A 23,697-nucleotide genomic window follows, 5' to 3' on the forward strand; every position below is an offset into this window, starting at 1 on the left:
CCTGTGACCCCGCCCGGATGCGCCGACGGCCGGCACCGCCAGTGCAGGCGTACAGACTACGGGGCGGCGGTGGCGGCGACGGCCGGCCGGTGACGGCTGTGACAGGGCCGGTACGCGCCGGCCGGTCCGTCGTGCGGACGGTGTCAGGCGGACGCCGTCAGGTCACCGCGCCGGGGCGCCGCGAAGGACTCCAGGTCCGCCCGGGTCAGGCCGGCCAGGCGGGCGACCTCGCCGTTGTCCAGGGCGCCGCAGTCCAGGCCGCGCAGCAGGTAGCCGCTGAGGGCCTTGGCGGTGGCGGGTTCGTCCATGACGTCGCCGCCGGTGCGATTGGCGTAGCGGGACAGGCGGGTGGCGGCCTGCTCGAAGCCCTCGCGGTAGAAGGCGAAGACGGCCGCGTAGCGGGTGGGGATGTGGCCGGGGTGCATGTCCCAGCCCTGGTAGTAGGCGCGGGCCAGGGCGCGGCGGGTGAGGCCGTAGTGCAGGCGCCAGGCGTCGTGGACCTTGGCGGTCGGGCCGACCGGCAGGACGTTCGTCGAGCCGTCCGAGACGCGTACGCCGGTGCCTGCCGCCGCGACCTGCATGACAGCCTTGGCGTGGTCCGCCGCGGGGTGGTCACTGGCCTGGTGGGCGGCGGAGACGCCGAGGCAGGCGCTGTAGTCGAAGGTGCCGTAGTGCAGGCCGGTGGCGCGGCCCTCGGCGGCCTGGATCATGCGGGCGACGGTGGCGGTTCCGTCGGCGGCGAGGACGGACTGGCTGGTCTCGATCTGGATCTCGAAGCCGATCCGGCCGGGTTCGAGGCCGTGGGTCTTCTCGAAGGCGTCCAGCAGCCGTGCCATGGCGGTGACCTGCTCGGCGTAGGTCACCTTGGGCAGGGTGAGCACGAGCCCGCCGGGCAGGCCGCCGGCCTCCATCAGGCCGGTGAGGAAGATGTCGAGGGTGCGGATGCCCCGGGCACGGACGGGCGCTTCCATGCACTTCATGCGGATGCCCATGTACGGGGCGGCGGTGCCGTCCGCAAAGGCCTCGGCGACGATCCGGGCGGCGCGGGCGGCGGCCTCGTCCTCCTCGGCGTCGGGGCGGTTGCCGTAGCCGTCCTCGAAGTCGACGCGCAGGTCCTCGATCGGCTCGCGCTCCAGCTTGGCGCGCACGCGCGCGTGGACGGGCTCGGCGAGTTCCCCGGAGAGGCCGAGGACGGCGGCGAACGTCGCGGCATCGGGGGCGTGTTCGTCGAGGGCCGCGAGGGCGCGGTCACCCCAGGAGCGGACGGTGTCGGCGGCGAAGGCGTCGCCGGGTACGTAGACGGTGTGGACGGGCTGGCGGGTGCCGGGGTCTCCGGGGTAGCGGCGCTCCAGCTCGGCGTCGACCGGCGCGAGGGAGGCGCTGATCTCCTCGCTGACGGCGCCCGCGAGGCTGGTCGTCACCTTCTCCTGCTGGCCCTGACCCATTCCGAGACCCTCCTATTTTCCGCTGTACGGAATCAACAATCCGTAGAGCGAAGTTATCGGCCGACCTTCGCCCTGGTCAACACCGTCGGCAGTGGGATTCCGCATCCTTCACCCATGATCACTGCCGACCCGCCCCCATCTTCCGTATCAAGAGGGCAAGCTTCATCCTGACGTGCAAGGGGAGGGAGACCACGTGCCCAACGAGGTCGGAGTGACGCGCCGCCACGGGCTCAAGGCAGCGGCGGCGGCCGCCATCGCGGGACCGCTGCTCACCACCGCGGGCCCCACACCGCCCGCTTCCGCCGGTGAGCACCCGGGTGCCCTGAACGTCATGACGTTCAACGTCCGCTTCGGGACCGTCGTCGACCGGACACCGCGCTGGGACGTGCGCCGACCGGTGATGCGAGACCTGCTGCGGCGCGAGCTGCCGCACCTCATCGGCACTCAGGAAGGGCTCTACCGGCAGGTGCGCGCGATCGAGAAGGATCTCGGCGGGCACCACGACTGGATCGGCGTCGGACGCGGCGGCGGCAGCAAGGACGAGTTCATGGCGGTCTTCTACGACACGCGCAGACTCGCCCCGGTCGAGTTCGATCACTTCTGGCTCTCCGACACCCCGTACGCGATCGCCTCGAACACCTGGGGCGCGGACTGGCTGCGCATGGTGACCTGGGTCCGCTTCGCGGATCTCGCCGACGGGGGGCGGGAGTTCTACGTCCTCAACACCCACCTGGACAGCGTCAGCCAGTACGCCCGGGAACGCTCGGCGGGGCTCATCGGCGAGACGATCGCCGGGTGGGACAGGGGGTTGCCGGTCATCGTCACCGGCGACTTCAACGCGGCCGCCCACGACAACCGGGTGTACGACCTCATGCTGGACATCGGGCTGGTGGACGCCTGGGACGCGGCGGCCTCGCGGGGTCCGGCGTACGGGACGCACCACGGCTACCGGAGGCTCAAGCCCGGCGGGCGCCGCATCGACTGGATCCTCACCACGCCCGGGGTGACCACGCACTGGGCCGGGATGAACACCTTCAGCAGGGACGGGACGTATCCGAGCGACCACCTGCCGGTGCAGGCCTCGATGACCCTGGGATGAGAAGAGGCCCCCGAGACCGTTCGCGCGGTCACGGGGGCCTTCCACAGCCGGAATCGATCAGCCCTTGCGGGTCTTGATCTCCTCGGTCAGGGCCGGGACGACGTCGAAGAGGTCGCCGACGACGCCGTAGTCGACGAGGTCGAAGATCGGGGCCTCGGCGTCCTTGTTGATCGCCACGATCGTCTTCGAGGTCTGCATACCGGCGCGGTGCTGGATGGCGCCGGAGATGCCGTTGGCGATGTACAGCTGCGGCGAGACGGACTTGCCGGTCTGGCCGACCTGGTTGGTGTGCGGGTACCAGCCGGCGTCGACCGCGGCACGCGAGGCGCCGACGGCGGCACCGAGCGAGTCGGCGAGCGCCTCGATGATCGCGAAGTTCTCCGCGCCGTTGACGCCACGGCCACCGGAGACCACGATCGCGGCCTCGGTCAGCTCCGGACGGCCCGTCGACTCGCGCGGCGTGCGGCCGGTGACCTTGGTGCCGGTGGCCTGCGCGGAGAAGGTCACCGACAGGGCCTCGACCGCACCGGCGGCCGGGGCGGCCTCGACGGCGGCGCTGTTGGGCTTGACCGTGATGACGGGGGTGCCCTTGGAGACGCGGGACTTGGTGGTGAAGGACGCGGCGAACACCGACTGCGTGGCCACGGGGCCCTCGTCGCCGGCTTCCAGGTCGACGGCGTCGGTGATGATGCCGGAGCCCAGACGCAGCGCCAGCCGGGCGGCGATCTCCTTGCCCTCGGCGGAGGACGGCACCAGCACGGCGGCCGGGGACACCGCCTCGTGCGCGGCCTGGAGGGCGTCGACCTTCGGTACGACCAGGTAGTCGGCGTACTCGGCGGCCTCGTGCGTGAGGACCTTGACGGCGCCGTGCTCGGCGAGGGCGGCGGCGGTGTCGCCGGCGCCGTTGCCCAGCGCGACGGCGACCGGCTCGCCGATGCGGCGGGCGAGGGTCAGCAGCTCCAGGGTGGGCTTGCGGACGGCACCGTCCACGTGGTCGACGTAGACGAGAACTTCAGCCATGGGACTTCTTCTCTCCTGCTTGCGAAAGATGAGGGGCGGTCAGCGAAGGGGCTCAGATGAACTTCTGGCCCGCGAGGAACTCAGCGAGCTGCTTGCCGCCCTCGCCCTCGTCCTTGACGATCGTGCCCGCGGTACGGGCCGGACGCTCGGCAGCGCCGTCGACCGTGGTGTAGGCGCCCTCCAGGCCGACCTCCTCGGCGTCGATGTCGAGGTCGGACAGGTCCCAGGACTCCACCGGCTTCTTCTTGGCGGCCATGATGCCCTTGAAGGACGGGTAACGGGCCTCGCCCGACTGGTCGGTCACGGACACGACCGCCGGGAGGGAGGCCTCAAGGTTCTCGGAGGCGGCGTCGCCGTCGCGGCGGCCCTTGACCGTGCCGTCCTCGACGGAGACCTCGGAGAGCAGGGTGACCTGCGGGACGCCCAGGCGCTCGGCGAGCAGGGCGGGCACGACGCCCATGGTGCCGTCGGTGGAGGCCATGCCGGAGATGACGAGGTCGTAGCCGGCCTTCTCGATCGCCTTGGCCAGGACCAGGGAGGTACCGATGGCGTCGGTGCCGTGGATGTCGTCGTCCTCGACGTGGATCGCCTTGTCCGCGCCCATGGACAGCGCCTTGCGCAGGGCGTCCTTGGCGTCCTCGGGGCCCACCGTCAGGACGGTGATCTCCACGTCGTCGTCGGAGTTCTCGGAGATCTGCAGCGCCTGCTCGACCGCGTACTCGTCGAGCTCGGAGAGCAGACCGTCCACGTCGTCCCGGTCGACGGTCAGGTCATCGGCGAAGTGCCGGTCGCCAGTGGCGTCGGGCACGTACTTCACAGTGACAACGATCCTCAAGCTCACGCCGGCTCTCCTACTGCATCGTCATTTCCATGCTGCCTACTTGCAGGCAGCATAGGCGCCTCTAGCGTCCGATCCCGGTCGGGGCGAACCCACGCCCCGAGCGAAATATTACTCGTCAGTACACCCAGTTCGTTCCCGCTAAGCAAGCGCTTTGAACTGTGACCTTCGCAACGCAGCGTAACCGGAACTCGACGGTCACGCAGCCCGGGGGATGCCCCGCTCAGTCGCCCAGGCGCTGGAAACGCCCCTGGTGGTAGAGGAGCGGACGGCCGGTGCCCGAGGGGTCGCCGTCCACGACCTCGGCGAGCACGATCCGGTGGTCCCCGGCGGGCACGCGCGCGACGACCCGGCCCACCAGCCAGGCGAGCACACCGTCGAGGACGGGAACGCCCTCGGGGCCCTCCCGCCAGGCGGTGGGCGGGCCGAAGCGGTCGGCGCCGCTGCGCGCGAAGGTGGCGGCCAGCTCCTGCTGGTGCTCACCGAGGATGTGGACACCGACGTGGTCCGCCGCCGCGATCGCGGGCCAGCTGGAGGCCCCGGTGCCGACCCCGAAGGACAGCAGGGGCGGTTCGGCGGAGACGGATGTCAGGGAGGTCGCGGTGAAGCCCACCGGGCCCGCCTCGCCCCGAGCGGTGACGACGGCGACTCCTGCCGCGTGCCGCCGGAAGACCGAGCGCAGGAGGTCGGGCGTGGCGAGGAGGTCCGCAGGCATGCGGTCAGGCTGACGATAACTGGTACGCGCAGTCAAGTTCGTTCCGTGATGTGGGAGATGACTCACGGACGGCGTCACGCCCCTCACACCGCCTCCCCCAGCGCGGCGATCACGTCGGCCTTGCGCGGCTGCCCGGTGGCCCGCCGCACCACCCGGCCGTCGGCGTCCAGGACCAGCACGGTGGGGGTCTTGAGGATGCCCAGCCGTCGTACGAGGTCGAGGTGGGCCTCGGCATCGATCTCTACGTGGGTCACACCCGGGACCAGGCCGGCGACCTCGCCGAGGACCCGCCGGGTCGCCCGGCAGGGCGCGCAGAACGCACTGGAGAACTGCACGAGCGTGGACCGCTCGCCGAGCTCCGCACCCAGGTCCGACGCATCGAGCCGCTTGCCGTCGTCGCGCCCGCGCACCCGTACTCTCCCGCTCCGCCGCCGCTGCAGCACTCCGTAGGCGCTCGCCGCCGCGAGCACCACCACGCACACCACCAGTCCGGTCATCACCTTCTGCAAGCGTTCACGAGACCGCAAAGATTCCCGGCCCCGCCACCCTGCCTCTGTGCGGAATGCTTGATTCCCATGGACATCGATGTGAGGGGGCCGCGTTTCGGCGCGGCCGTCACGGCCGCCGTCCTGGCGGTCGTTCTGGTCACCGGGAGCACCTGGCTGCTGGCCTGGCAGACGCTGGCGTTCCTGCTCGGCGCGGCGGGCGGGGTCGGACGCTCCCCGTACGGCCTGCTGTTCGCCAAGGCCGTTCGGTCGCGGCTGGGGCCGCCGACGGAGTTCGAAGCGCCCGAACCGCCGCGTTTCGCCCAGGTGGTCGGGCTGCTTTTCGCCGGACTCGGGCTCGTCGGCTACACCCTGGGTCCCGGCTGGCTCGGCCTCGCGGCGACCGGCGCCGCGCTCGCCGCGGCCTTCCTCAATGCTGCGTTCGGGTACTGCCTGGGCTGCGAGTTGTACCTGCTCGTGCGGCGGGTGGCGGTCCGCGCGGAGTAATGGGCGCGCAAAAGCACGAGGTGGGGACCTGCGGGTGACGTGACGAGAATCTCTCGGACTACGGGCACGAGGACTGGCTACCCGGCCGTTCTTCGGGCACGATCTGCGCATGCCGTAAACCTACGGCTGCGTAACTTCCACTGGGAATCCCTTCCCAGGCAGAGCAGGAGGGGTCCGACCCGCCCATGGCAGAGCTCGTCTACCGTCCCGTCGTCGGTTTCGCCCGCACGCTGTTCAAGGTGTGGGACCTCAAGATCGACCTCCAGGGTTCGGAGAACATCCCGCGCTCGGGCGGCGCCGTGCTGGTGAGCAACCACATCAGCTACCTGGACTTCGTCTTCGACGGCCTGGCGGCACTGCCGCAGAAACGTCTCGTGCGTTTCATGGCGAAGGAGTCCGTCTTCCGGCACCGGATCTCCGGTCCGCTGATGCGCGGCATGAAGCACATCCCCGTGGACCGCAAGCAGGGCGAGGCAGCCTACGCGCACGCCCTGGACTCGCTGCGGTCGGGCGAGATCGTCGGGGTCTTCCCGGAGGCGACGATCTCGCAGTCGTTCACGCTGAAGAGCTTCAAGTCGGGCGCCGCGCGCCTGGCCCAGGAGGCCGGCGTCCCGCTGATCCCGATGGCGGTGTGGGGCACGCAGCGGCTGTGGACGAAGGGCCAGCCGCGCAACTTCAAGCGCAGCCACATCCCCATCACCATTCGGGTGGGCGAGGCGATCGAGGCCTCCCGCGACAAGTACGCGGGCGCCATCACGCGCCAGCTGCGGGAGCGCGTCCAGGAGCTCCTGGAGGCCGCCCAGCGCGCCTACCCCGTCCGCCCGAAGGGCCCGGACGACACCTGGTGGATGCCGGCCCACCTCGGCGGCACGGCGCCCACGCCGGAGCAGGTGCGGGCGGCCGAGGCACATTGACGCCCGCCCGGCCGGGGCTCAGACAAAGGACTCCGGAGCGCGGACGGCGATGTCCGCTCCCGGGCTGAACTTCGCCAGCAGCTCGGCGAGTTCCTCGGCGGCCGCCATCACCTCGGCCACCGGCATCGGCGCCAGGCTCTCCAGCAGGAAGATGCCGGACGTCGTCCGCTCGGTGAGCCGGGTGCGCGGGCCCTGGCGCCAGTTCCAGCGGCGGCAGGTCACGCCCGCGTCGTCGCGCCACACGACCTCGCCCGTGTCGGGGTGCTCGACGGTCTCCTCGCCCCCGGCGACGGTCACGAAGTCCTCCTCCCCCGTAGCGCGGATCAGCCGCATGCCTCCCTCGATCCGGTCGATGTCCTCGCCGCCGACGGGGATCAGATGGGCGACGGAGACGGCGTTGTAGAGGTCCACCAGCAGGTTGATGCGGGGCAGCCCGGCGTCCGAGAGGGCCCGCTTGGCCAGCGCCTCCGCGGAGTTGCGGGTGCGGGACGGCTTCGAGCCGAACGCCGTGTAGGTCTCGCGCCAGGCGGCCATGTGCGGGTCCTCGTGCGGGGCTCGGCCGTCCAGTCGCACGGCGAGCCGGCGCGCCGCGTCGTCCAGCAGGGCCGAACCGGCCTCACTGCTCGGGCCGTTGACCAGGCCGTGGGCCTCGATCGCGACGTGCGTGAAACCGGGGGCGAGGGCGCGTACGTCGTCGGACACGGTCAGGGTGAGGGTCATGGTCGCCTTGCCTCAGAGTGCGGTGGGGAGCGTCTGCCACAGGTGTGGCCGGTCGCGCGCCGCCGTCAGCGTGTCGAGCACGACCGGATGCGGTGCAGCATACAAGACTGGATAGTCCAGTTCATTGGACGCCGGGTCGGGCACGAAGGCCAGCTGCTCACCGTCGAGGCGGAACCGGGCGTCGACACCCGGCTTGTTGCCCCGGGGTCCTGCCGGTGCCACGCGCCGTTGAACCGCACGGCGACCAGCCCGTGCACCACGTCGAACTTCTGGTAGCAGAGCGCGGTCGGGATGTCCTCGGCCCGGAGCAGGGCGGCCAGCGCGTGGGCCTTGGCGTAGCAGATGCCGGTGCGCTGCTCCAGGACGTCGGAGGCGCGCCAGGTGACGCGGAGATCGCCGGAGTCCTGCGAGTGCGGGATGGTGTCGCGAACGAACTCGAATGCCGCCCGCGCATACTCATACGAGTCGGCCACCCCGTCGACGAGCTTGGCCGCCGTTTCCCGCACCAGCGGATGGTGGTGGTCGATCGCCTCGTCGGCGGCCAGATAGGCGGAGAGGTCGGGCGTCTGCTGGATCAGCTGCATGACGACAGAGCGTAAGGAGGGATCACTCCCACGTCAATCAATTTACGCTCTGCCGTATATCTATGCAGCTAGCGCGCCATCTCCTCCTTCAGCGCCGCCAGGAAGGCGTCCACGTCGTCCTCGGTCGTGTCGAAGGCGCACATCCAGCGGACGTCGCCCGCGGCCTCGTCCCAGAAGTAGAAGCGGAACCGCTTCTGGAGGCGCTCGCTCACGTCGTGGGGCAGGCGGGCGAAGACCGCGTTGGCCTGCACCGGGTAGAGGATCTCCACACCGTGCACGGCCCGCACGCCCTCGGCGAGCCGCTGGGCCATCTCGTTGGCGTGCCCGGCGTTGCGCAGCCACAGGTCCCGGGCGAGCAGGGCCTCCAGCTGCACCGACACGAAGCGCATCTTGGAGGCGAGCTGCATGGACAGCTTGCGCAGGTGCTTCATGTGGCTGACCGCGTCCTGGTTGATGACCACGACGGCCTCACCGAACAGGGCGCCGTTCTTCGTGCCGCCCAGGGAGAGGATGTCGACACCGGCGGCGTTGGTCAGCGTCCGCATCGGGACGTTCAACGTGGCGGCGGCATTGGCGAGACGCGAGCCGTCCAGGTGCACCTTCATGCCGTGCGCGTGGGCGTGCTCGCAGATGGCCCGGATCTCGTCCGGCGTGTAGACCGTGCCCAGCTCGGTGGCCTGGGCGATGGAGACGACCTGCGGCATCGCCCGGTGCTCGTCGTCCCAGCCGTACGCCTGCCGGTCGATCAGCTCGGGCGTGAGCTTGCCGTCCGGCGCCGGAACGGTCAGCAGCTTCAGACCGCCGACCCGCTCCGGGGCGCCGCACTCGTCGACGTTGATGTGCGCGGTCTCCGCGCAGATCACCGCTCCCCAGCGGTCGGTGACCGCCTGGAGCGCGACGACGTTCGCGCCGGTGCCGTTGAAGACCGGGAACGCCTCGGCCGTGGGTCCGAAGTGGCTGCGGATCACCTGCTGGAGGTTGCCGGTGTAGGCGTCCTCGCCGTACGCGACCTGGTGCCCGCCGTTGGCCAGGGCCAGGGCGGCGAGCACCTCCGGGTGGGCCCCGGCGTAGTTGTCGCTGGCGAAACCGCGGACCTCGGGGTCGTGATGACGACGGGCGTCGGTCTTCGGCGGGTTCACGGCTTCTCGGTGAGCCACAGACGGTTTCCGTTCACTTCGGCGGCGGGCTTCTCCCAGACCGTGGTGATGGCCTCGGCCAGGTCCTTGACGTCGGTGAAGCCCGCGAACTTCGCGTTGGGCCGGTCGGCGCGCATCGCGTCGTGGACCAGCGCCTTCACCACCAGGATCGCAGCAGCCGACGTCGGCCCCCCGGAGCCCCCGGCCTTGCGGAAGTAGTCCGCCATGGCCAGCGTCCACGCCTCGGCCGCCGCCTTGCCGGCCGCGTAGGCGGCGTTGCCCGCGGTGGGCTTGGTGGCGCCGGCGGCGCTGATCAGCACGTACCGGCCGCGGTCGCTGCGCTGCAGCGCCTCGTGGAACGCGAGGGAGGTGTGCTGCACGGTGCGGACCAGCAGCATCTCCAGGAAGTCCCAGTCGTCGAGGCTGGTCCGGGTGAAGGTCTCGCTGCCGCGCCAGCCGCCGACGAGGTGGACCAGGCCGTCGACGCGTCCGAAGTCCTTCTCGATGCGGGTGGCCCAGTCGCGGGTGGCCCCGAGATCCAGCAGGTCGACCGTGTCACCGGTGACGGTGGCGCCGCCGGACGCGAAGCTCGCCGCGTCCACCGCCTCCGCCAGCCGCTCCGGGTCGTTGTCCGACCCGATGACCGTCGCACCCGCCTCGGCCAGCCTGAGCAGTGCGGCCCGGCCGGCGGGCCCGCCCGCTCCGGCCACCGCGATCACCGCACCGCTGAGCGCCCCGTTCCCCATGATCTTCGCCTCCTGAGCAGTGTTCCCGGTACGCCGATCGCTCACGCGGCGATCCGCTCGGCGCCGTCCGCCGTGATGCCCTTGGTGGAGGCGATCACGTTCTTCAGCTTCTTGGACAGTGCCTCATAGAACATGCTCAGCGGAAACTCGTCCGGAAGCACGTCATCGACGAGTTTGCGCGGCGGCTGCGTCGTGTCCAGGGCGTCGGGGCCCTTGGCCCACTTGGAGCCCGGGTGCGGGGAGAGGTAGGTGGAGACCAGCTCGTAGCCGGCGAACCAGTGGACCAGCTTCGGGCGGTCGATGCCGTCGCGGTACAGGTCCTCGATCTCGGCGCACAGCTGGTTGGTGACCTGCGGGGCGCGCTCCCAGTCGATGGTGAGCTTGTTGTCGGTCCAGCGGACGACGTCGTGCTTGTGCAGGTACGCGAAGAGGAGCTGGCCGCCAAGACCGTCGTAGTTGCGCACCCGCTCGCCGGTGACCGGGAAGCGGAACATGCGGTCGAAGAGGACCGCGACCTGCACGTCACGGGCCTGCGGAACGCCTTCCCCGGCCAGCTTCACGGCCTCCTTGAAGGCGGTGAGGTCGCAGCGCAGCTCCTCCAGGCCGTACATCCAGAACGGCTGGCGCTGCTTGATCATGAACGGGTCGAAGGGCAGGTCGCCGTGGCTGTGGGTGCGGTCGTGGACCATGTCCCACAGGACGAACGCCTCCTCGCAGCGCTTCTGGTCGTGCACCATGGCGGCGACGTCCTCGGGCAGCTCCAGGCCCAGGATGTCGACGGCGGCGTCGGTCACGCGGCGGAAGCGGGCGGCCTCCCGGTCGCAGAAGATGCCGCCCCAGGTGAACCGCTCCGGGGCCTCGCGCACGGCGATGGTCTCGGGGAACAGGACGGCCGAGTTGGTGTCGTAGCCGGAGGTGAAGTCCTCGAACGTGATGCCGCAGAACAGCGGGTTGTCGTAGCGGGTGCGCTCCAGCTCGGCCAGCCAGTCCGGCCAGACCATGCGCAGCACGACCGCTTCGAGGTTGCGGTCCGGGTTGCCGTTCTGGGTGTACATCGGGAAGACGACAAGGTGCTGGAGGCCGTCCGCGCGGTTCGCGGCGGGCTGGAAGGCCAGCAGCGAGTCGAGGAAGTCGGGCACCTGGAAGCCGCTGTCGGCCCACCGGGTCAGGTCCTTGACCAGGGCCTCATGGTAGGCGCCGTCGTGCGGGAGCAGCGGGGAGAGCTCCAGGACGGCGTCGGCGACCTGGCGGACGGCGAGCTCGGCGTCGGCCGGGTCGGGCGCGCCCTCGGCGTCGAAGTCGATCGACCCGTCCTTGGACTGCCATGGCCGGATCCGCTCCACGGCATCCTTGAGCACGGGCCATGCCGGGTGCTCGACCACCCTGGCCACGGGAGGAAGACCTTCCTCCGAACCCACCTGCACAAGAATTTCCGTCATGTCCCACCTTCCACGGGAGAATCTCACGTATGCAGACCGTATACACACGAGGTTCCTCCCAGCAAGGGTGAACCCGGGAAATTATCCTGCCCGACCCTGCGCTTCACCGCACTTTTTCCTGCCGGTCACGCTTCTGCCCGGATGTGCGGCAACCATGCCCTCACTCTCTGCACAGGGCGGGTCCAGGCGATACGGTCAGGGGGGCCGTGCAGGCCCCCAGTGCCGCCTGTCGACGGAAGAGAGTCGCGTCTTGAACTTCCTCACCATCGGTCACCGCGGAGTCATGGGTGTGGAACCCGAGAACACCCTCCGGTCCTTCGTCGCCGCCCAGGAGGCGGGCCTGGACGCCATCGAGCTCGATCTGCACCTGAGCAAGGACGGCGCGCTCGTCGTCATGCACGACACGGATGTGGACCGCACGACCGACGGCACCGGCCCGATCGCCGAGAAGACCCTCGCCGAGCTGCGGGCCCTGGACGCGGGCCGGGGCGAACGGGTCCCGGTCTTCGAGGAGGTCCTGGAGGCCGTGCACTCGCCGCTCCAGGCGGAGATCAAGGACGCGCAGGCGGCGCGCGCGCTGGCCGAGGTCATGAACGAGCGCGGGCTGGCGGGCCGCGTGGAGGTGTCCTCGTTCCACGACGAGGCGATCGCCGAGATCAAGCCGCTGGTGCCTGGGGTGCGCACCGCGCTGATCGCCAGCCGCTACGGCACCGACATCGTGGACCGCGCCGTCCAGGCCGGCGCCGAGACCGTCTGCCTGAACATCCGCCGGCTGACCCTGGAGATCGTGGAGCGGGCTCGCAAGGCCGACCTCAGGGTCATCGGCTGGGTGGTGAACACGCAGGACCAGCTGCGGCTCGTCCGGGCCTTCGGTCTGGACGGCGCCACAACCGACCACCCGGAGATCAAGCGCACCGGCCGTTTCACGGCTTAGCCGCTAGTCGAGCTCCTTGACCAGCAGCTCGAACTGCAGGTCGTCGCGCTGCGGAACGCCGAAGCGCTCGTCGCCGTACGGGAACGGGGTCATCCGGCCCGTACGGCGGTAGCCGCGCCGCTCGTACCAGGCGATGAGGTCGTCGCGCACGGAGATCACGGTCATCTGCATCTCCCGCACGCCCCAGGTCTCACGGGCCTGCCGCTCCGCCTCCGCGATGATCACCTTGCCGAGGCCCGCGCCCTGGAGCCGGGGGCTGACGGCGAACATCCCGAAGTAGGCGTGCTCGCCCTGGTGTTCCAGCTGGCAGCAGGCGACGATCCTGCCGTCCTTCTCCACCGTGAGGAGCCGGCTGTCGGGCGACTTGACGACCGCCAGCACGCCCTCGCGGTCGGTGCGCTGCCCTTCGAGGATGTCGGCCTCCGTGGTCCACCCGGCCCTGCTGTCGTCGCCCCGGTAGGCCGACTCGATCAGCGCCACCAGCTCGTCCACGTCGGCGTCGGTGGCGTGGCGGAAGGTCAGTGCGGTGGCGGCGGTCTCCATGGGCGTACGTCTCCGTTGCGGCTGCGAGGCTGGGCAGGGATGAGCGTAACGCCACCACTAAGCTCCGCTGCATGGTGCATGTACTCAGCAGCCGGATCCTGCTCCGCCCCACCGACCCCGAGCGGTCGCGTGCCTTCTACGGCGAGCAGCTGGGCCTCGCCGTGTACCGCGAGTTCGGCACGGGAGCCGAGCGGGGCACCGTCTTCTTCCTCGGCGGCGGTTTCCTGGAGGTTTCGGGGCGGTCCGAGACGCCCCCGGCGCCCGCCGTGCGGCTGTGGCTGCAGGTCGACGACGTGGCGGCGGCGCAGGAGGAGCTGCGGGCGAAGGGCGTGGAGATCGTGCGGCCGCCGGTGAAGGAACCCTGGGGTCTGGTCGAGATGTGGATCGCGGACCCCGACGGGACGCCGATCGTGCTGGTGGAGGTGCCGGCGGACCACCCGATCCGCTACCGGCCCGGCATCTGAGCCCGGCCCGGGCGATGCTCCCAGCCCCGCTCGGTGCGGGTGAGTTCGACAAAGCCCGCAGCGGTCAGGAGGGCGGTCGTGGCGCTGCCCTCGGCGGGTTCGTAGGCGACGAGCCGGTCCACGCCGCACAGCCGGAGCCAGTCCGCGGCCCGGGCGAGCAGCCAGTGCTCCAGGCCGGTGCCGTGCTCCGCCGGGTCGATATGCAAGTTGCCGATGTCGGCGAGGCCGGAGGCTCGCAGGTGGCGTTCCGGACGCGCCAGGGCGGTGTCGATCTCGACGAAGCCGAGCGCCTTTCCCCCGGCCCGGGCCGTGAAGCGGGTGCCGCACTCCCCCAGCGTGCGCTCGGCTGTGACACCAGGCCGGGGTTCGTGGGCCGGCAGGTCGGCCACCCGGGCGATCAGGATGACCTCGGTGTCTCCGGTGTGCCGGAACCCCGCGCGTTCGTAGAGGGCCCTGATGTGCGGCCAGTTGCGGGGCAGGCCGTAGACGAGCGGGGCGGGCAGTGCGCCGTCGGCGTACCGGACGCGGGCGTTCCAGCGGGTCAACTGTGCCAGGCACGCCCGCATCAGCAGGTGCGCCGCCAGCTCGGCGTCCGGCCGGAGGGGTGTCGCCGGGCGGTGGACGAACCAGTTGATCTCGGCGGCGTCCCGGTAGGTCTCCCCGACCTCGGCGTCGGCGCGGTAGCGCAGCAGGTGGGCCGCGGCGACGACGTGCCGGCGCTGCTCGGCTACGAGCGTCGTCCGCTCGGCCACCCACGGGTCGGTGATGAACTCGCCAGGCCGCCGCTCTAGATCTCCGAGAACGGTGTTCACGGAGACGGAGACGCCGGGGACGACGGCCGCGACGTGCATGTTGACCAGGTCGGTCAGCTGGTCGCGGTCGGTCTTGCGGAAGGGACGCACCTCGGGCGCGGGCATGGGTACCTCCGGGCAGGCTGAAGGAGTGGGAGGCCGCCACGCGGTGCGGTACGGGGCGAGGGTACGCCGCGGCCGCCGCGGCACACCACCGGGTTTCCCCGGATGGCAGGGAGTCCTGCGCGCGGCTTAGCGTGCTGGAGGGGGCCCTCGGGGGCGAGGTCCCCGCCGCTCGCGGAAGGAACGCCATGAAGCTCGACGCACCGGTGACCGGCGGTCCCTGCTGGACCGAGCTGGGGACCAGCGACCTGGACGCGGCCCGGCGGTTCTACACGCGGCTGTTCGGCTGGCGGCCGGAGACGGACGCGCGTCAGGAGGCCGGCGGCTACACCGTGGCGCATCTCGGGGACGCGGCCGTGGCCGCGCTCGCCCCGCTGTACCAGCCCTCGCAGCCGGTCGCGTGGAACGTGTCGTTCGCGGTGACCGACGCGGACGCCACCGTCCGTGCGGTGACGGAGGCGGGCGGGTCGGTGCTGTTCGGCCCGACGGACGTGTTCGACGTGGGGCGGTTCGCGGTGGCCGCGGACCCGGGCGGCGCGGTCTTCCAGCTGTGGCAGGCGGGAACCTTCCCGGGCGCCGGGCTGTTCAACGCGCCCGGTTCGCTGGGCTGGGTGGAGCTGATGACGCGGGACCCGGAGGGCGCCGTGTCCTTCTACACGCGGGTGTTCGGCTGGACGGTCGCCCCGTCGGACCGCTACACCCAGTGGGGCGTCGGCGGCGCGGACTTCGGCGGCATGGTGACGATGGACGAGAAGTTCCCGCCCGAGGTGCCGGCGCACTGGCTGCCGTACTTCGCCGTGGCCGACGTGGACGAGACGACCGCCGTCGTCCAGCAGCACGGCACGGTCCTGATGGTGCCCACCTCCGTGCCCGACGGGCCGCGCATCGCGGTGCTGCGGGACCCGCAGGGGGCGGTGTTCGGCGTGTACCGGGCGGGCGACGAGGCCTGAGCCTGCGTCATGGTGCCTCGTTCCGGCGGCACCGCCACTGCCTGCCCCGGAGGCGGTCAGGCCCGCAGAACGCCGAGTCGCCCCTCCAGCTGGCTGAGCAACTCCCCCAGCAGGGCGGCGAGTTCACCCTGTTCGGGGCCGTCCACGCCGGACAGCACGGCCGTCTCGTAGGCGAGCTGGACGGGCAGGATCGCGTCGACGAGGTCGCGTCCTGCGTCGGTGAGCCGGAGGTGGACGACCCTGCGGTCACGGGTGTCGCCCCGTCGTTCGACCAGACCCCGCTCGGTCAGTTGCTTCAGGCGTTTGGTGACGGCCGCTCCCGAGGAGAAGGTCTCCCTGGCCAGGTCCCCGGGCGTCAGTTCGTGCCCGGTACGCCGCAGCGCACCCAGCAGGTCGAACTCGGGCCGGCTGAGTCCGGCCCGGCGCAGCGGAGCGTCCTCGGCCTGCTGGAGCAGGGCGGCGCAGCGGTTGATCCGCCCGATGATCTCCATCGGCCCGGTGTCGAGCCCGGGGTGCACGGCCTGCCACTGCCGGACGACGGCGGCGACGGTGTCGCCCCGGCGCACGCCTCCCGGGAGATCCTCACCGGACGCGTCCTCGACCGCACCTCCGGCGGCCGTCGCCTTGTCGTCGGCCGCCCATCCCCGCGCCACCGGCTCTGCCCCGGTCCCCGGCTGCGGGGCCTGTCCCGCGTCGCTCCCCGTGGGCGATGGTCCTTCGGTCGGCGTCATGGCCGTGCGTCCTCCGTTTCGGTGGCCGGGTCCCGGTCCGGGAGCAGTCCCTGGCGTCGGGCCGTAGCGGCGAGCGTACGGTGTCCGGACTGTTCGGCGAGCACGACCCGCTCCTGGGGCAGGGCCCGCTGCCACCATTCACCGGCGGCCGCGTCGGCCGCGGCGCGCAGCTCGGCCAGGGCGACGGCGAGGCCGCGGCGGGCGGATTCCAGGGCCGCGGTGCCGGGGTCCGGCCCGGCCAGGAGGCGGGCGGCGTGTTCGCGGGCCCGGTCGGCCGCGGTCAGCGCCCGTTCGACGCGGGCGCCCGCGCGCCGGTTGGTGACGGCCAGGGCGGCGACGAACCCGACCAGCGCGCCGACGACGGTGTCCACGACCCGCTCCGTCATCAGCGCCCCGGGCTCCTGGTGCCCGGCGAACTCCGTGATGAGCAGGGCCATGGGCGTCACGCAGACGCTGCCGAGCCAGTAGTTGCGGCTGATCAGCACCTCCGCGCCGAAGCTGAACGCGAGACAGCACAGCACGAGCGCCACCGGCCCCAGGTGCGCGAGCGGCACGACGGCCAGGAAGACGAGTACGCCGAGGACGTTGCCCACCACCCGCTGGACGGCCCGGCTCCAGGTCAGGGTGAGGTTCGCCTGGTAGAGCGAGGCGGCGGTGACCAGCGCCCAGTAGGGACGGCCGATCCCGAGGGCGAGCGAGACGTGGCCGGCGAGCGCGCAGCCGAGGGCGGTACGCACCGCGAGGGGGGCAAGCGGGCCGAGCCGCGCCCGCAGGGGCCGGGCGGCGTCCACTCCGAGCAGTTCGTCGGCGGCCGCGTCCGCCGGTCCGGCCTGCGGGACGGGGCCGGTGCCGCGCAGCGGCCCCGCCCACGCGCGCAGGCGCTGCGCGTCCGCCTCCGTCGGCGCCGCGAGGGCGACCTCGGCGCGCGCGACGAGCCGTTCGAGGGCACGCCTGGTCCGGGACGGGGCGCTGGTGGACAGCAGCGACTGCCAGGCGGCCTGTACCGCGGCGTACCCGGCGGCGCGGGCCCGGGCATGCCCCTCGCCCGTGCCGCCGGTGTCCGCGTATGCGGCGGCGGCCTTCAGGGCGGCGGCGGTGGCACGGCGTTCCGGTCCGTGCGGCCGGACGAGCGCGGGCGCCATGCAGACCAGCCAGGCCCAGGCCCCCGTCGCGGCGGTCAGGGCCAGATGTCCGGGCACCTGGCCGAGGGTCTGCGGGGCGAACAGGGAGGCGGAGCTGACGAAGGTGAGGACGACGTTGCCCGGCGGGCCGACGCGGGTGGCGTCGCACAGCACCTTCTGCGCGGCGGCCAGCAGCGCGCCGACGGTGACCAGGACGGCGGCGCTGCCGGTGAGCGAGGCCGCGACCAGGGCCACGGCGACCCCGCCGAGCATGCCCAGCACCACCCACGCGAGGACGCCGGCCCGGGCGGCGTACGGACGGTTGTGGGCGTACAGCGCGCACAGGGATCCGGCCATCGCGTACATCACGAGGTCGGGCCGGCCGAGCGCCGACAGGGTGAGGGCGGGCGGAGCGGTCGCCGCGACGACACTCAGCGCGGGCTTGAACCAGATCTCCGAGGGCCTGCCGAGGCGCAGCACCCCCGCCAGCGGGAGGCGCCGGGCGGGTGGGGCGGCGGGGGTGGTTGTCGCACTGCTCATGAGGCATAAGATTAACAGGTGTTTTATCGGTAAAAGACATCTCCTCACCTGGAGTGCTCCGTCGAATGCCCCCCGTGTACACCCTTGCGCTCGCGTGCGCGCCGCATGGCCCGGGCATCGAATGACCGACTGCCGAAGGGGGAGGTGCGCGTGCACGGACCGGCTTCGTCCGGCTGGCTGCTGGTAGCGCTCTGCGCGGTGACCGGCGCCTACTGCCTGGCGCGGATGCGCAGCGGCGCCGAGGGGCAGCGCAGCGCCGCGGGCGGCGAGGCGCTCATGGGTTTCGGTATGGCCGCGATGGCCGTGCCGGCGGCGGTGTTCACCCCGCCTTCGTGGGCGTGGCCCGTCTACGCGGCGGTGTTCGGAGCGGCGGGCGTGCACGCGCTCTGGGCGGCACGGGCAGGCGCACACCATCTCCACCACCTGGTGGGGGCCGCGGCGATGGTCTACATGTCCCTCGTCATGGCCGGCTCACCCGCACACGCGCACGGCCGGGGCGGATCGGGGGTCCCGCTCCTGACGGGGGCGCTGCTGCTGTACTTCGCCGGTTACGTGCTGCTGACCGGCGTCCGCCTGGTGCCGGTCGCCGCCGTGGCCGGCGGCGGTGGTCCCGCCGGATGGGGCGACCGGCCGGAACTGGCCCGGGCCTGCCGGCTGTCCATGGGGATCGCGATGGTGACCATGCTGCTGACGCTGTGAGCGGGAGCGGCCCGGCACGCCCAACGGATCCGTTGCCTGCGTCACTTCGGCGGCACAAGTCGTACCCCGGAGCATGGCGGCCCTCATAGGCTGCCCTCATGATGCTCACCGCCGCGCTGTTGCTGCTCGGCGCCCTGACCGCCGTGGCCGGCCCCCGGATGCTCGCCCGGGCGGACTGGCCGGACCGTGAGCCGGTGGTGGCGCTGTGGGTGTGGCAGTGCGTCGTGGCGACCGTCCTGGTGTGCTGCGCGCTGTCGATGACGCTCAGCGCGGCCGCGGCCTGGCACGCGGTCGGCGGGCACCTCTTCGCGACGGCCCCGCGTGCGGTCGTCGAGGCCTACGTCCTCGGCACCGCCGGCCCCTGGGCGGCGACCACCGCCCTCGCGCTGGCCGGTGGCGGGCTGTGGAGCGCGGCGATGCTGCTCCGCGAGATCGGCCGGGCCCGCGCCGGACGTCGCCGCCGACGGGCCGACCTGCTGGTGCGGGCTCCGCTGCTGCCGGGCGAGGTGGCCGTCTCGGGCCGGCTCGTCGTCCTGGAGAGCGAGCGGCCCGACGCCTGGTGGCAGCCCGGCGCTCCCCCGCAACTGGTCGTCACCACGGCCGCGTTGCTCCGGCTGAAGGGCCGCCGGCTGGACGCCGTGCTCGCCCACGAGCAGGGCCACGCCCGGGCCCGGCACGACTGGCTGCTGAACTGCTCCTCGGCCCTGGCCAGCGGGTTTCCCCAGCTTCCGGTGTTCGCCGCGTTCCGGGACGAGATGCACCGTCTGGTCGAACTCGCCGCCGACGACACGGCATCGCGCCGCTTCGGCCGGCTGACCACCGCCCTGGCCCTGGTCGAACTGAACGAGCATCGCGGCGTGTTCGGGCCCTGCCCGACACCGCGGGCCCATGTCCCGGCCCGGGTGCACCGGTTGCTCACACCGCCGGACCGGCTGACCGCGGCCCGGCGCCTGCGGCTGACGGCGACGGCCGCGCTGGTGCCGTTGGTGCCGGTGCTGGTGGCGTTCGTACCGGGGTTGCGGGCGCTGGGATGACCGCCGGGGCCGCCGGGGTCCGGGCCGGGACCGGCATCGGACGAGGCATGCGCCCGGCCCGGATCCGGTGGCTCCCGATGGCCGAAGTGGGTTGCCCGAGGGCCGAAGATCGTCGCCTTACTGGATCCGGACCCCCCGGTTCGGCGAGGATCGCTGTATGCACACCTCGTCCGTCGACTCCCCGCCCCGCCCGGAGCACCACACCGCCGCCCGCTTCGCCGGTGTCCTGGCCCTGTGCTCGGTACTGCTGCTGACCCTCGTCGCGGCCAGATGGAGCCCGTTGATCGGCGCGGACGGGGACATCGCCGGCACCACCCACCGCTGGGCGGTCGACGAACCGGTCCTCACCCAGACGTGCCGCATCCTCACGGACTGGGTGTGGGACCCGTGGACGATGCGACTGCTGTGCGCGGCTGTCGTCGTGTGGTTGGTGGTGCGGCGGGCGGCGCGCTGGACGGCGGTGTGGCTCGCGCTGGCCGTCGCTTTCGGCACCCTGCTCCAGCAGGGCATCAAGGCCGCCGTGGACCGCCCCCGCCCCGTGTGGCCCGACCCCGTCGACTCGGCGCACTACTCGGCGTTCCCGTCGGGGCACGCCATGACCGCCACGGTGGTGTGCGGCCTGCTGCTGTGGCTCCTGCACCGGCACGGCGTCGGCCGGGCCGTGTGGCGTACGGCCGTGGCCGTGGCCGCCGTCTCCGTGGTCGGGGTCGGGCTGACGCGGATCTGGCTCGGCGTCCACTGGCCGTCGGACGTGCTGGGCGGCTGGCTGCTGGGGACGACGGTGGTGGCCGCAGCGGTGTGGGTGCACCGCCTCAGGCAGCCCTGAACCCGGGGACGCCTCACCGCTCTCGGAGTGCGGCCCGACGCGCTCTCGCAGGACCGCAGCAGGGCGGCCGTAGGGCCTGCCGCAGGCAAGCAGCCCGAAGCCACCACCGGGTCCGACTGCTCGCCCGCCTCGGACGATCCCCCGTGTCGCCCGAGGCAGACGGCATCACCGGCCCAGACCTGACAGGGCCGTGGCCGGACGCTCTGAGTATAGTTGGCTGGCAGCCAGTCAACACAGGAGTTACAGCATGTCTCCGCGTAGCGCCTCGGTCAATGAAGAGTTGCGGCGGCGCTCCCGGGAGCGGCTGTTGCAGGCCGCGGTCGAGCTGGTGGGCGAGCGCGGTTACGACGCGACGACCCTCGGCGACATCGCGGACCGGGCGGGTTCGGCCCGTGGTCTGGTGTCGTACTACTTCCCCGGCAAGCGCCAGCTGGTGCAGTCCGCGGTGCACCGGCTGATGCACCGCACGTTGGAGGAGGCGCTGGAGCGCGAGCCGCGCACCGAGGACGGCCGGGAGCGGATGGCCCGGGCCATCGACGCGATCCTGGGCCTGGCCCGGGACCGGCCCGTGCTGATGCGCCAGCACATGGCGGGGATCCTGCAGGCCGAGGGCTTCATGCAGTGCCCGGAGCAGCGGCGGCTGGCGGAGCTGCTCCGGGACACCATGGCCCGGCACGGGTCGCCGGACGTCGACAGCGACTACCCGATGCTGCGCGCCCTGCTGATGGGCTCCGTGTACGCGGCCCTGGTGCCGGGGGTGCCGATGCCGGTGCCGGTACTGCGGGCCGAGTTGTTCAAGCGCTACCGGCTCGACTGGGAGCTGGGCCTCCCGCCGGAGGCCGGAGCCTGCGGCGGGAGGGGCGACAAGGATCTGTCGCGGTTCTTCGCGACCGGGGCCGCACTGGAGTGCGACCCGCGGGGTCAGTCGAAGTAGTCGGGCTGGGTCTGGACGTTGAGCTCACGCTGGTGGACCCAGCGGGCCGGGTTCGTGCGCCGGTCGTCGATCTTCAGCACGTCGAAGCCCCGCGCGTACTCGTTCGAGTAGATGTAGCCGTTGTAGTAGTACGCCGACCATGAGCCGCCCGACTTGATCGTGTCGGTGGTCAGCGGGCCGCGGTCGAAGTAGGCGATCTCCTTCGGTCTGGCCGAGTCGGTGAAGTCCCAGACGGAGACACCGCCCTGATACCAGGCCTGGACCATGATGTCCTTGCCCTTGACCGGGATCAGCGAGCCGTTGTGGGCGACGCAGTTCTCGGTGTCCGCCTGGTGGCGGGGGATCTTGAAGTAGCTGCGGAAGACGAGCTTGCGCTTGTCGCCCTTGCCGACCACGTCGTAGATGCCGTCGGCACCGCGGTCCGGGCCGATCTCCGCGTTACAGGTGGCCGCGCCGCCGCCGCCGAGCTCGTCGGTGAAGACGACCTTGTTCGCCTTCTGGTTGAAGGTCGCCGAGTGCCAGAACGCGAAGTTGACGTTGTCCTGGACGCGGTCGATGATCTTCGGGCGTTCCGGGTCCTTGATGGAGAACAGGATGCCGTCGCCCATGCAGGCGCCCGCCGCCAGGTCCTTCGACGGCAGCACGGTGATGTCGTGGCAGCCGGTGGTCTTGGAGACGCCCGGGTTGGTGGGTCCGCCCGGGTTGCCGCCGCCGTCCGGCCCCTCACCGGGGAACAGCACGGGGAAGCCCACGACCTTCGCCTTCTCGGGGGCGCTGCGCGGCACCTTGATGACGGAGATGCCGTCGTGCGGCGGCTGGCAGTCGGGGTAGGCGGCGTTCGGCGAGTACGAGGAGACGTACACGTAGACGTTGCGGCGCTCGGGCACCAGCGTGTGGGTGTGCGAGCCGCAGGCGGTCTCGACGGCGGCGACGTACCTCGGGTTGCGCTTGTCGCTGATGTCGAAGACCTTCATGCCCTCCCAGGAGGACTTCTCGGTCGCCGGCTGGGTGGTGCTGGAGCAACTGCTGTCGCTGCGCGAGGAGTCGGTGGACAGGAACAGCAGGTTGCCGGAGACGGAGATGTCGTTCTGCGAGCCGGGGCACAGCACCTGGGTGACGGTCTTCGGCACCCTGGGGTTGCTGATGTCGAAGATCGTGAAACCGTCGTAGTTGCCCGCGAACGCGTACCTGCCCTGGAAGGCGAGGTCCGAGTTCGTGCCCTGCAGCACGTCCTTGGGGACGTGGGCCAGGTGCTGGATGTTGTCGGAGTGGACGATCTCGTCCTGGCCGGGTATCTCGCCGCTCTGGATGGCCTCACGGACCTCGGCCTGAGCGCTCTTGGAAACCTTCTTCGGCACGGACGGCGCGTCCCCCGGGTCGGGGGTGGCCGCTGCCGGGGCCGCTGTGAGGAGCGCGGCCAGCAGCCCGCCGGCGGCGGCCACGACTCCCACGCGTCTGCGGCGTGTTCTGCGGTCGTTCAACAGGATCACTGTTTTCCTCCCTGGTTCCGTTCACTGCGGAACGGTTCACGCACCACGCAGTATCGTCTTCGCCATGCACATACCAACAGGGGGCAACAGAATCGCAATGAAGTTTCCCGATCAATGACCCGCGGAAGCGTGCCAGTACGTCGTCCGCAACACGAGGTGCGTCCCAACCCACCTGCCACAGGAGGTCGTTGTGCTCTTCCGCCGTGCGTCCCGGGCGTCCGCCGTCACGACGGGGCTGGTCGCCCTGGCCGTGCTCGCGGTCGGGGGCTGTGACTCCGGTCCGGACCGCAAGCCGGCCGCGGCGGACGAACCCGCTGTGATCGCGCCGGGCGAGCCCGGGGAGGCGAACCGCACCCTGTCCGCCGAGGAGGCCGCCGGCCGGCGCTCGGAGAACGACTCCCCCAACTCGGCCGACGTCTCCTACGTCCGCATGATGATCGAGCACCACGCCCAGGCCCTGGTGATGACCGAACTCACCCCGCGGCGTGCCGAGTCGAAGGACGTGAAGCGGATCGCCGAGCGCATTGCGGCCGGCCAGAAGCCCGAGATCGAGGCCATGAAGGGCTGGCTGAAGTCGTACGGCAAGCCGCTGAAGGCCGAGCGGCACGAGCACGCCACGATGCCCGGCATGGCGACGAAAACCCAGCTGGACAAGCTCCGCGCGGCCGACGGAAAGGCCTTCGACCGGCTCTTCCTCACCCTGATGACGACCCATCACCAGGGTGCGATCACCATGGCCACGGACGTGAAGGGGCAGGGCAACAACATCCGCGTCGAGGAGATGGCCGACGAGGTGATCGCGCAGCAGACGAGCGAGATCACACGGATGCGGAACATGCTCTGAGCACGCCCCGGGGCAGGACCGCCGC

25 protein-coding genes and 1 pseudogene are annotated in these 23,697 nt (G+C 71.6%); 11 read left to right on the top strand and 15 right to left on the bottom strand.

What is annotated here, in order from left to right; all coding sequences use genetic code 11:
- Positions 1–143 precede the first annotated feature (143 nt).
- A complete protein-coding gene (locus OO68_RS06135) occupies positions 144–1,445 on the bottom strand; it encodes a DUF6986 family protein (protein ID WP_033307104.1) in 1,302 nt (433 codons plus the stop codon).
- A 193-nt stretch (positions 1,446–1,638) separates the two neighbouring features.
- Between OO68_RS06135 and OO68_RS06140 the strand changes: the two genes are divergently transcribed.
- Positions 1,639–2,544 (top strand): endonuclease/exonuclease/phosphatase family protein, encoded by a 906-nt coding sequence (locus OO68_RS06140; protein WP_033307105.1) that lies wholly within the window; start codon positions 1,639–1,641, stop codon positions 2,542–2,544.
- 57 nt (positions 2,545–2,601) lie between these two features.
- Here OO68_RS06140 and OO68_RS06145 read toward each other — a convergent pair whose 3' ends face one another.
- The 4 genes from OO68_RS06145 to OO68_RS06160 form a co-directional block, all read right to left on the bottom strand.
- Positions 2,602–3,564, bottom strand: a complete 963-nt coding sequence (locus OO68_RS06145) for an electron transfer flavoprotein subunit alpha/FixB family protein (protein WP_033307106.1) — start codon at positions 3,562–3,564, stop codon at positions 2,602–2,604.
- A 52-nt stretch (positions 3,565–3,616) separates the two neighbouring features.
- The gene (locus OO68_RS06150; protein ID WP_033307107.1) at positions 3,617–4,405 is read right to left on the bottom strand and encodes an electron transfer flavoprotein subunit beta/FixA family protein; all 789 of its coding nucleotides are present in this window, start codon (positions 4,403–4,405) and stop codon (positions 3,617–3,619) included.
- 220 nt (positions 4,406–4,625) lie between these two features.
- Positions 4,626–5,117: a flavin reductase family protein gene (locus OO68_RS06155; RefSeq protein WP_033307108.1), complete on the bottom strand. Its 492-nt coding sequence runs from the start codon at positions 5,115–5,117 to the stop codon at positions 4,626–4,628.
- A gap of 83 nt (positions 5,118–5,200) precedes the next feature.
- Positions 5,201–5,614 (bottom strand): thioredoxin family protein, encoded by a 414-nt coding sequence (locus OO68_RS06160; protein WP_033307498.1) that lies wholly within the window; start codon positions 5,612–5,614, stop codon positions 5,201–5,203.
- A 78-nt stretch (positions 5,615–5,692) separates the two neighbouring features.
- On the opposite strand from OO68_RS06160, the gene OO68_RS06165 reads away from it, so the two are divergent.
- Both OO68_RS06165 and OO68_RS06170 read left to right on the top strand, forming a co-directional pair.
- Complete coding sequence (locus OO68_RS06165) at positions 5,693–6,109, top strand: DUF4395 domain-containing protein (protein WP_033307109.1); 417 nt, start codon at positions 5,693–5,695, stop codon at positions 6,107–6,109.
- A gap of 185 nt (positions 6,110–6,294) precedes the next feature.
- Complete coding sequence (locus OO68_RS06170; protein WP_033307110.1) at positions 6,295–7,023, top strand: lysophospholipid acyltransferase family protein; 729 nt, start codon at positions 6,295–6,297, stop codon at positions 7,021–7,023.
- A gap of 18 nt (positions 7,024–7,041) precedes the next feature.
- Here OO68_RS06170 and OO68_RS06175 read toward each other — a convergent pair whose 3' ends face one another.
- From OO68_RS06175 to OO68_RS06195, 5 genes and pseudogenes are all read right to left on the bottom strand, one after another.
- Positions 7,042–7,743 carry a B3/B4 domain-containing protein gene (locus OO68_RS06175; protein ID WP_033307111.1) on the bottom strand — a complete coding sequence of 234 codons (702 nt, stop codon included), beginning with the start codon at positions 7,741–7,743 and terminating at the stop codon, positions 7,042–7,044.
- A 12-nt stretch (positions 7,744–7,755) separates the two neighbouring features.
- Positions 7,756–8,327: pseudogene (locus OO68_RS42150) on the bottom strand (transglutaminase domain-containing protein).
- 68 nt (positions 8,328–8,395) lie between these two features.
- The gene (locus tag OO68_RS06185; protein WP_033307112.1) at positions 8,396–9,466 is read right to left on the bottom strand and encodes a threonine aldolase family protein; all 1,071 of its coding nucleotides are present in this window, start codon (positions 9,464–9,466) and stop codon (positions 8,396–8,398) included.
- Entirely contained in the window at positions 9,463–10,209 is a 747-nt protein-coding gene (locus OO68_RS06190) for an SDR family NAD(P)-dependent oxidoreductase (protein WP_033307113.1), read from the bottom strand. The genes OO68_RS06185 and OO68_RS06190 overlap by 4 nt, the downstream gene beginning before the upstream one ends.
- A gap of 41 nt (positions 10,210–10,250) precedes the next feature.
- Positions 10,251–11,648: a DUF6421 family protein gene (locus OO68_RS06195; RefSeq protein WP_033307114.1), complete on the bottom strand. Its 1,398-nt coding sequence runs from the start codon at positions 11,646–11,648 to the stop codon at positions 10,251–10,253.
- Positions 11,649–11,898: 250 nt separating this feature from the next.
- Here OO68_RS06195 and OO68_RS06200 point away from each other — a divergent pair, with 250 nt between their 5' ends.
- Positions 11,899–12,582, top strand: a complete 684-nt coding sequence (locus OO68_RS06200; RefSeq protein WP_033307115.1) for a glycerophosphodiester phosphodiesterase — start codon at positions 11,899–11,901, stop codon at positions 12,580–12,582.
- A gap of 3 nt (positions 12,583–12,585) precedes the next feature.
- Here OO68_RS06200 and OO68_RS06205 read toward each other — a convergent pair whose 3' ends face one another.
- Entirely contained in the window at positions 12,586–13,125 is a 540-nt protein-coding gene (locus OO68_RS06205; protein WP_033307116.1) for a GNAT family N-acetyltransferase, read from the bottom strand.
- 71 nt (positions 13,126–13,196) lie between these two features.
- Here OO68_RS06205 and OO68_RS06210 point away from each other — a divergent pair, with 71 nt between their 5' ends.
- Positions 13,197–13,589: a VOC family protein gene (locus OO68_RS06210; RefSeq protein ID WP_033307117.1), complete on the top strand. Its 393-nt coding sequence runs from the start codon at positions 13,197–13,199 to the stop codon at positions 13,587–13,589.
- Here OO68_RS06210 and OO68_RS06215 read toward each other — a convergent pair.
- Positions 13,571–14,506: a GNAT family N-acetyltransferase gene (locus OO68_RS06215; RefSeq protein ID WP_033307118.1), complete on the bottom strand. Its 936-nt coding sequence runs from the start codon at positions 14,504–14,506 to the stop codon at positions 13,571–13,573. The two genes, OO68_RS06210 and OO68_RS06215, sit on opposite strands and share 19 nt — an antisense overlap.
- 185 nt (positions 14,507–14,691) lie before the next feature.
- On the opposite strand from OO68_RS06215, the gene OO68_RS06220 reads away from it, so the two are divergent.
- The gene (locus OO68_RS06220; protein WP_033307119.1) at positions 14,692–15,453 is read left to right on the top strand and encodes a VOC family protein; all 762 of its coding nucleotides are present in this window, start codon (positions 14,692–14,694) and stop codon (positions 15,451–15,453) included.
- Positions 15,454–15,509: 56 nt separating this feature from the next.
- Here OO68_RS06220 and OO68_RS06225 read toward each other — a convergent pair whose 3' ends face one another.
- Entirely contained in the window at positions 15,510–16,184 is a 675-nt protein-coding gene (locus OO68_RS06225; protein ID WP_245236913.1) for a MarR family winged helix-turn-helix transcriptional regulator, read from the bottom strand.
- Complete coding sequence (locus OO68_RS06230) at positions 16,181–17,845, bottom strand: FUSC family protein (RefSeq protein WP_033307120.1); 1,665 nt, start codon at positions 17,843–17,845, stop codon at positions 16,181–16,183. The genes OO68_RS06225 and OO68_RS06230 overlap by 4 nt, the downstream gene beginning before the upstream one ends.
- Before the next feature lie 150 nt (positions 17,846–17,995).
- Here OO68_RS06230 and OO68_RS06235 point away from each other — a divergent pair, with 150 nt between their 5' ends.
- From OO68_RS06235 to OO68_RS06250, 4 genes are all read left to right on the top strand, one after another.
- On the top strand, positions 17,996–18,544 hold the full coding sequence (locus OO68_RS06235) for a DUF5134 domain-containing protein (RefSeq protein ID WP_033307121.1): 549 nt from the start codon (positions 17,996–17,998) through the stop codon (positions 18,542–18,544).
- Positions 18,545–18,642: 98 nt separating this feature from the next.
- A complete protein-coding gene (locus tag OO68_RS06240; RefSeq protein WP_033307122.1) occupies positions 18,643–19,578 on the top strand; it encodes a M56 family metallopeptidase in 936 nt (311 codons plus the stop codon).
- A gap of 157 nt (positions 19,579–19,735) precedes the next feature.
- The gene (locus tag OO68_RS06245; protein ID WP_033307123.1) at positions 19,736–20,404 is read left to right on the top strand and encodes a phosphatase PAP2 family protein; all 669 of its coding nucleotides are present in this window, start codon (positions 19,736–19,738) and stop codon (positions 20,402–20,404) included.
- Between the two features lie 247 nt (positions 20,405–20,651).
- On the top strand, positions 20,652–21,338 hold the full coding sequence (locus OO68_RS06250; protein ID WP_033307124.1) for a TetR/AcrR family transcriptional regulator: 687 nt from the start codon (positions 20,652–20,654) through the stop codon (positions 21,336–21,338).
- Here the strand turns inward: OO68_RS06250 and OO68_RS06255 are convergent.
- Positions 21,326–22,828: an LVIVD repeat-containing protein gene (locus OO68_RS06255; RefSeq protein WP_033307125.1), complete on the bottom strand. Its 1,503-nt coding sequence runs from the start codon at positions 22,826–22,828 to the stop codon at positions 21,326–21,328. The genes OO68_RS06250 and OO68_RS06255 overlap by 13 nt on opposite strands.
- A 190-nt stretch (positions 22,829–23,018) precedes the next feature.
- Here OO68_RS06255 and OO68_RS06260 point away from each other — a divergent pair, with 190 nt between their 5' ends.
- Entirely contained in the window at positions 23,019–23,672 is a 654-nt protein-coding gene (locus tag OO68_RS06260; protein WP_033307126.1) for a DUF305 domain-containing protein, read from the top strand.
- Positions 23,673–23,697: the final 25 nt, after the last annotated feature.

The sequence above is a fragment of the Streptomyces iakyrus genome, from assembly GCF_000717055.1.
Taxonomy (GTDB): domain Bacteria; phylum Actinomycetota; class Actinomycetes; order Streptomycetales; family Streptomycetaceae; genus Streptomyces; species Streptomyces iakyrus.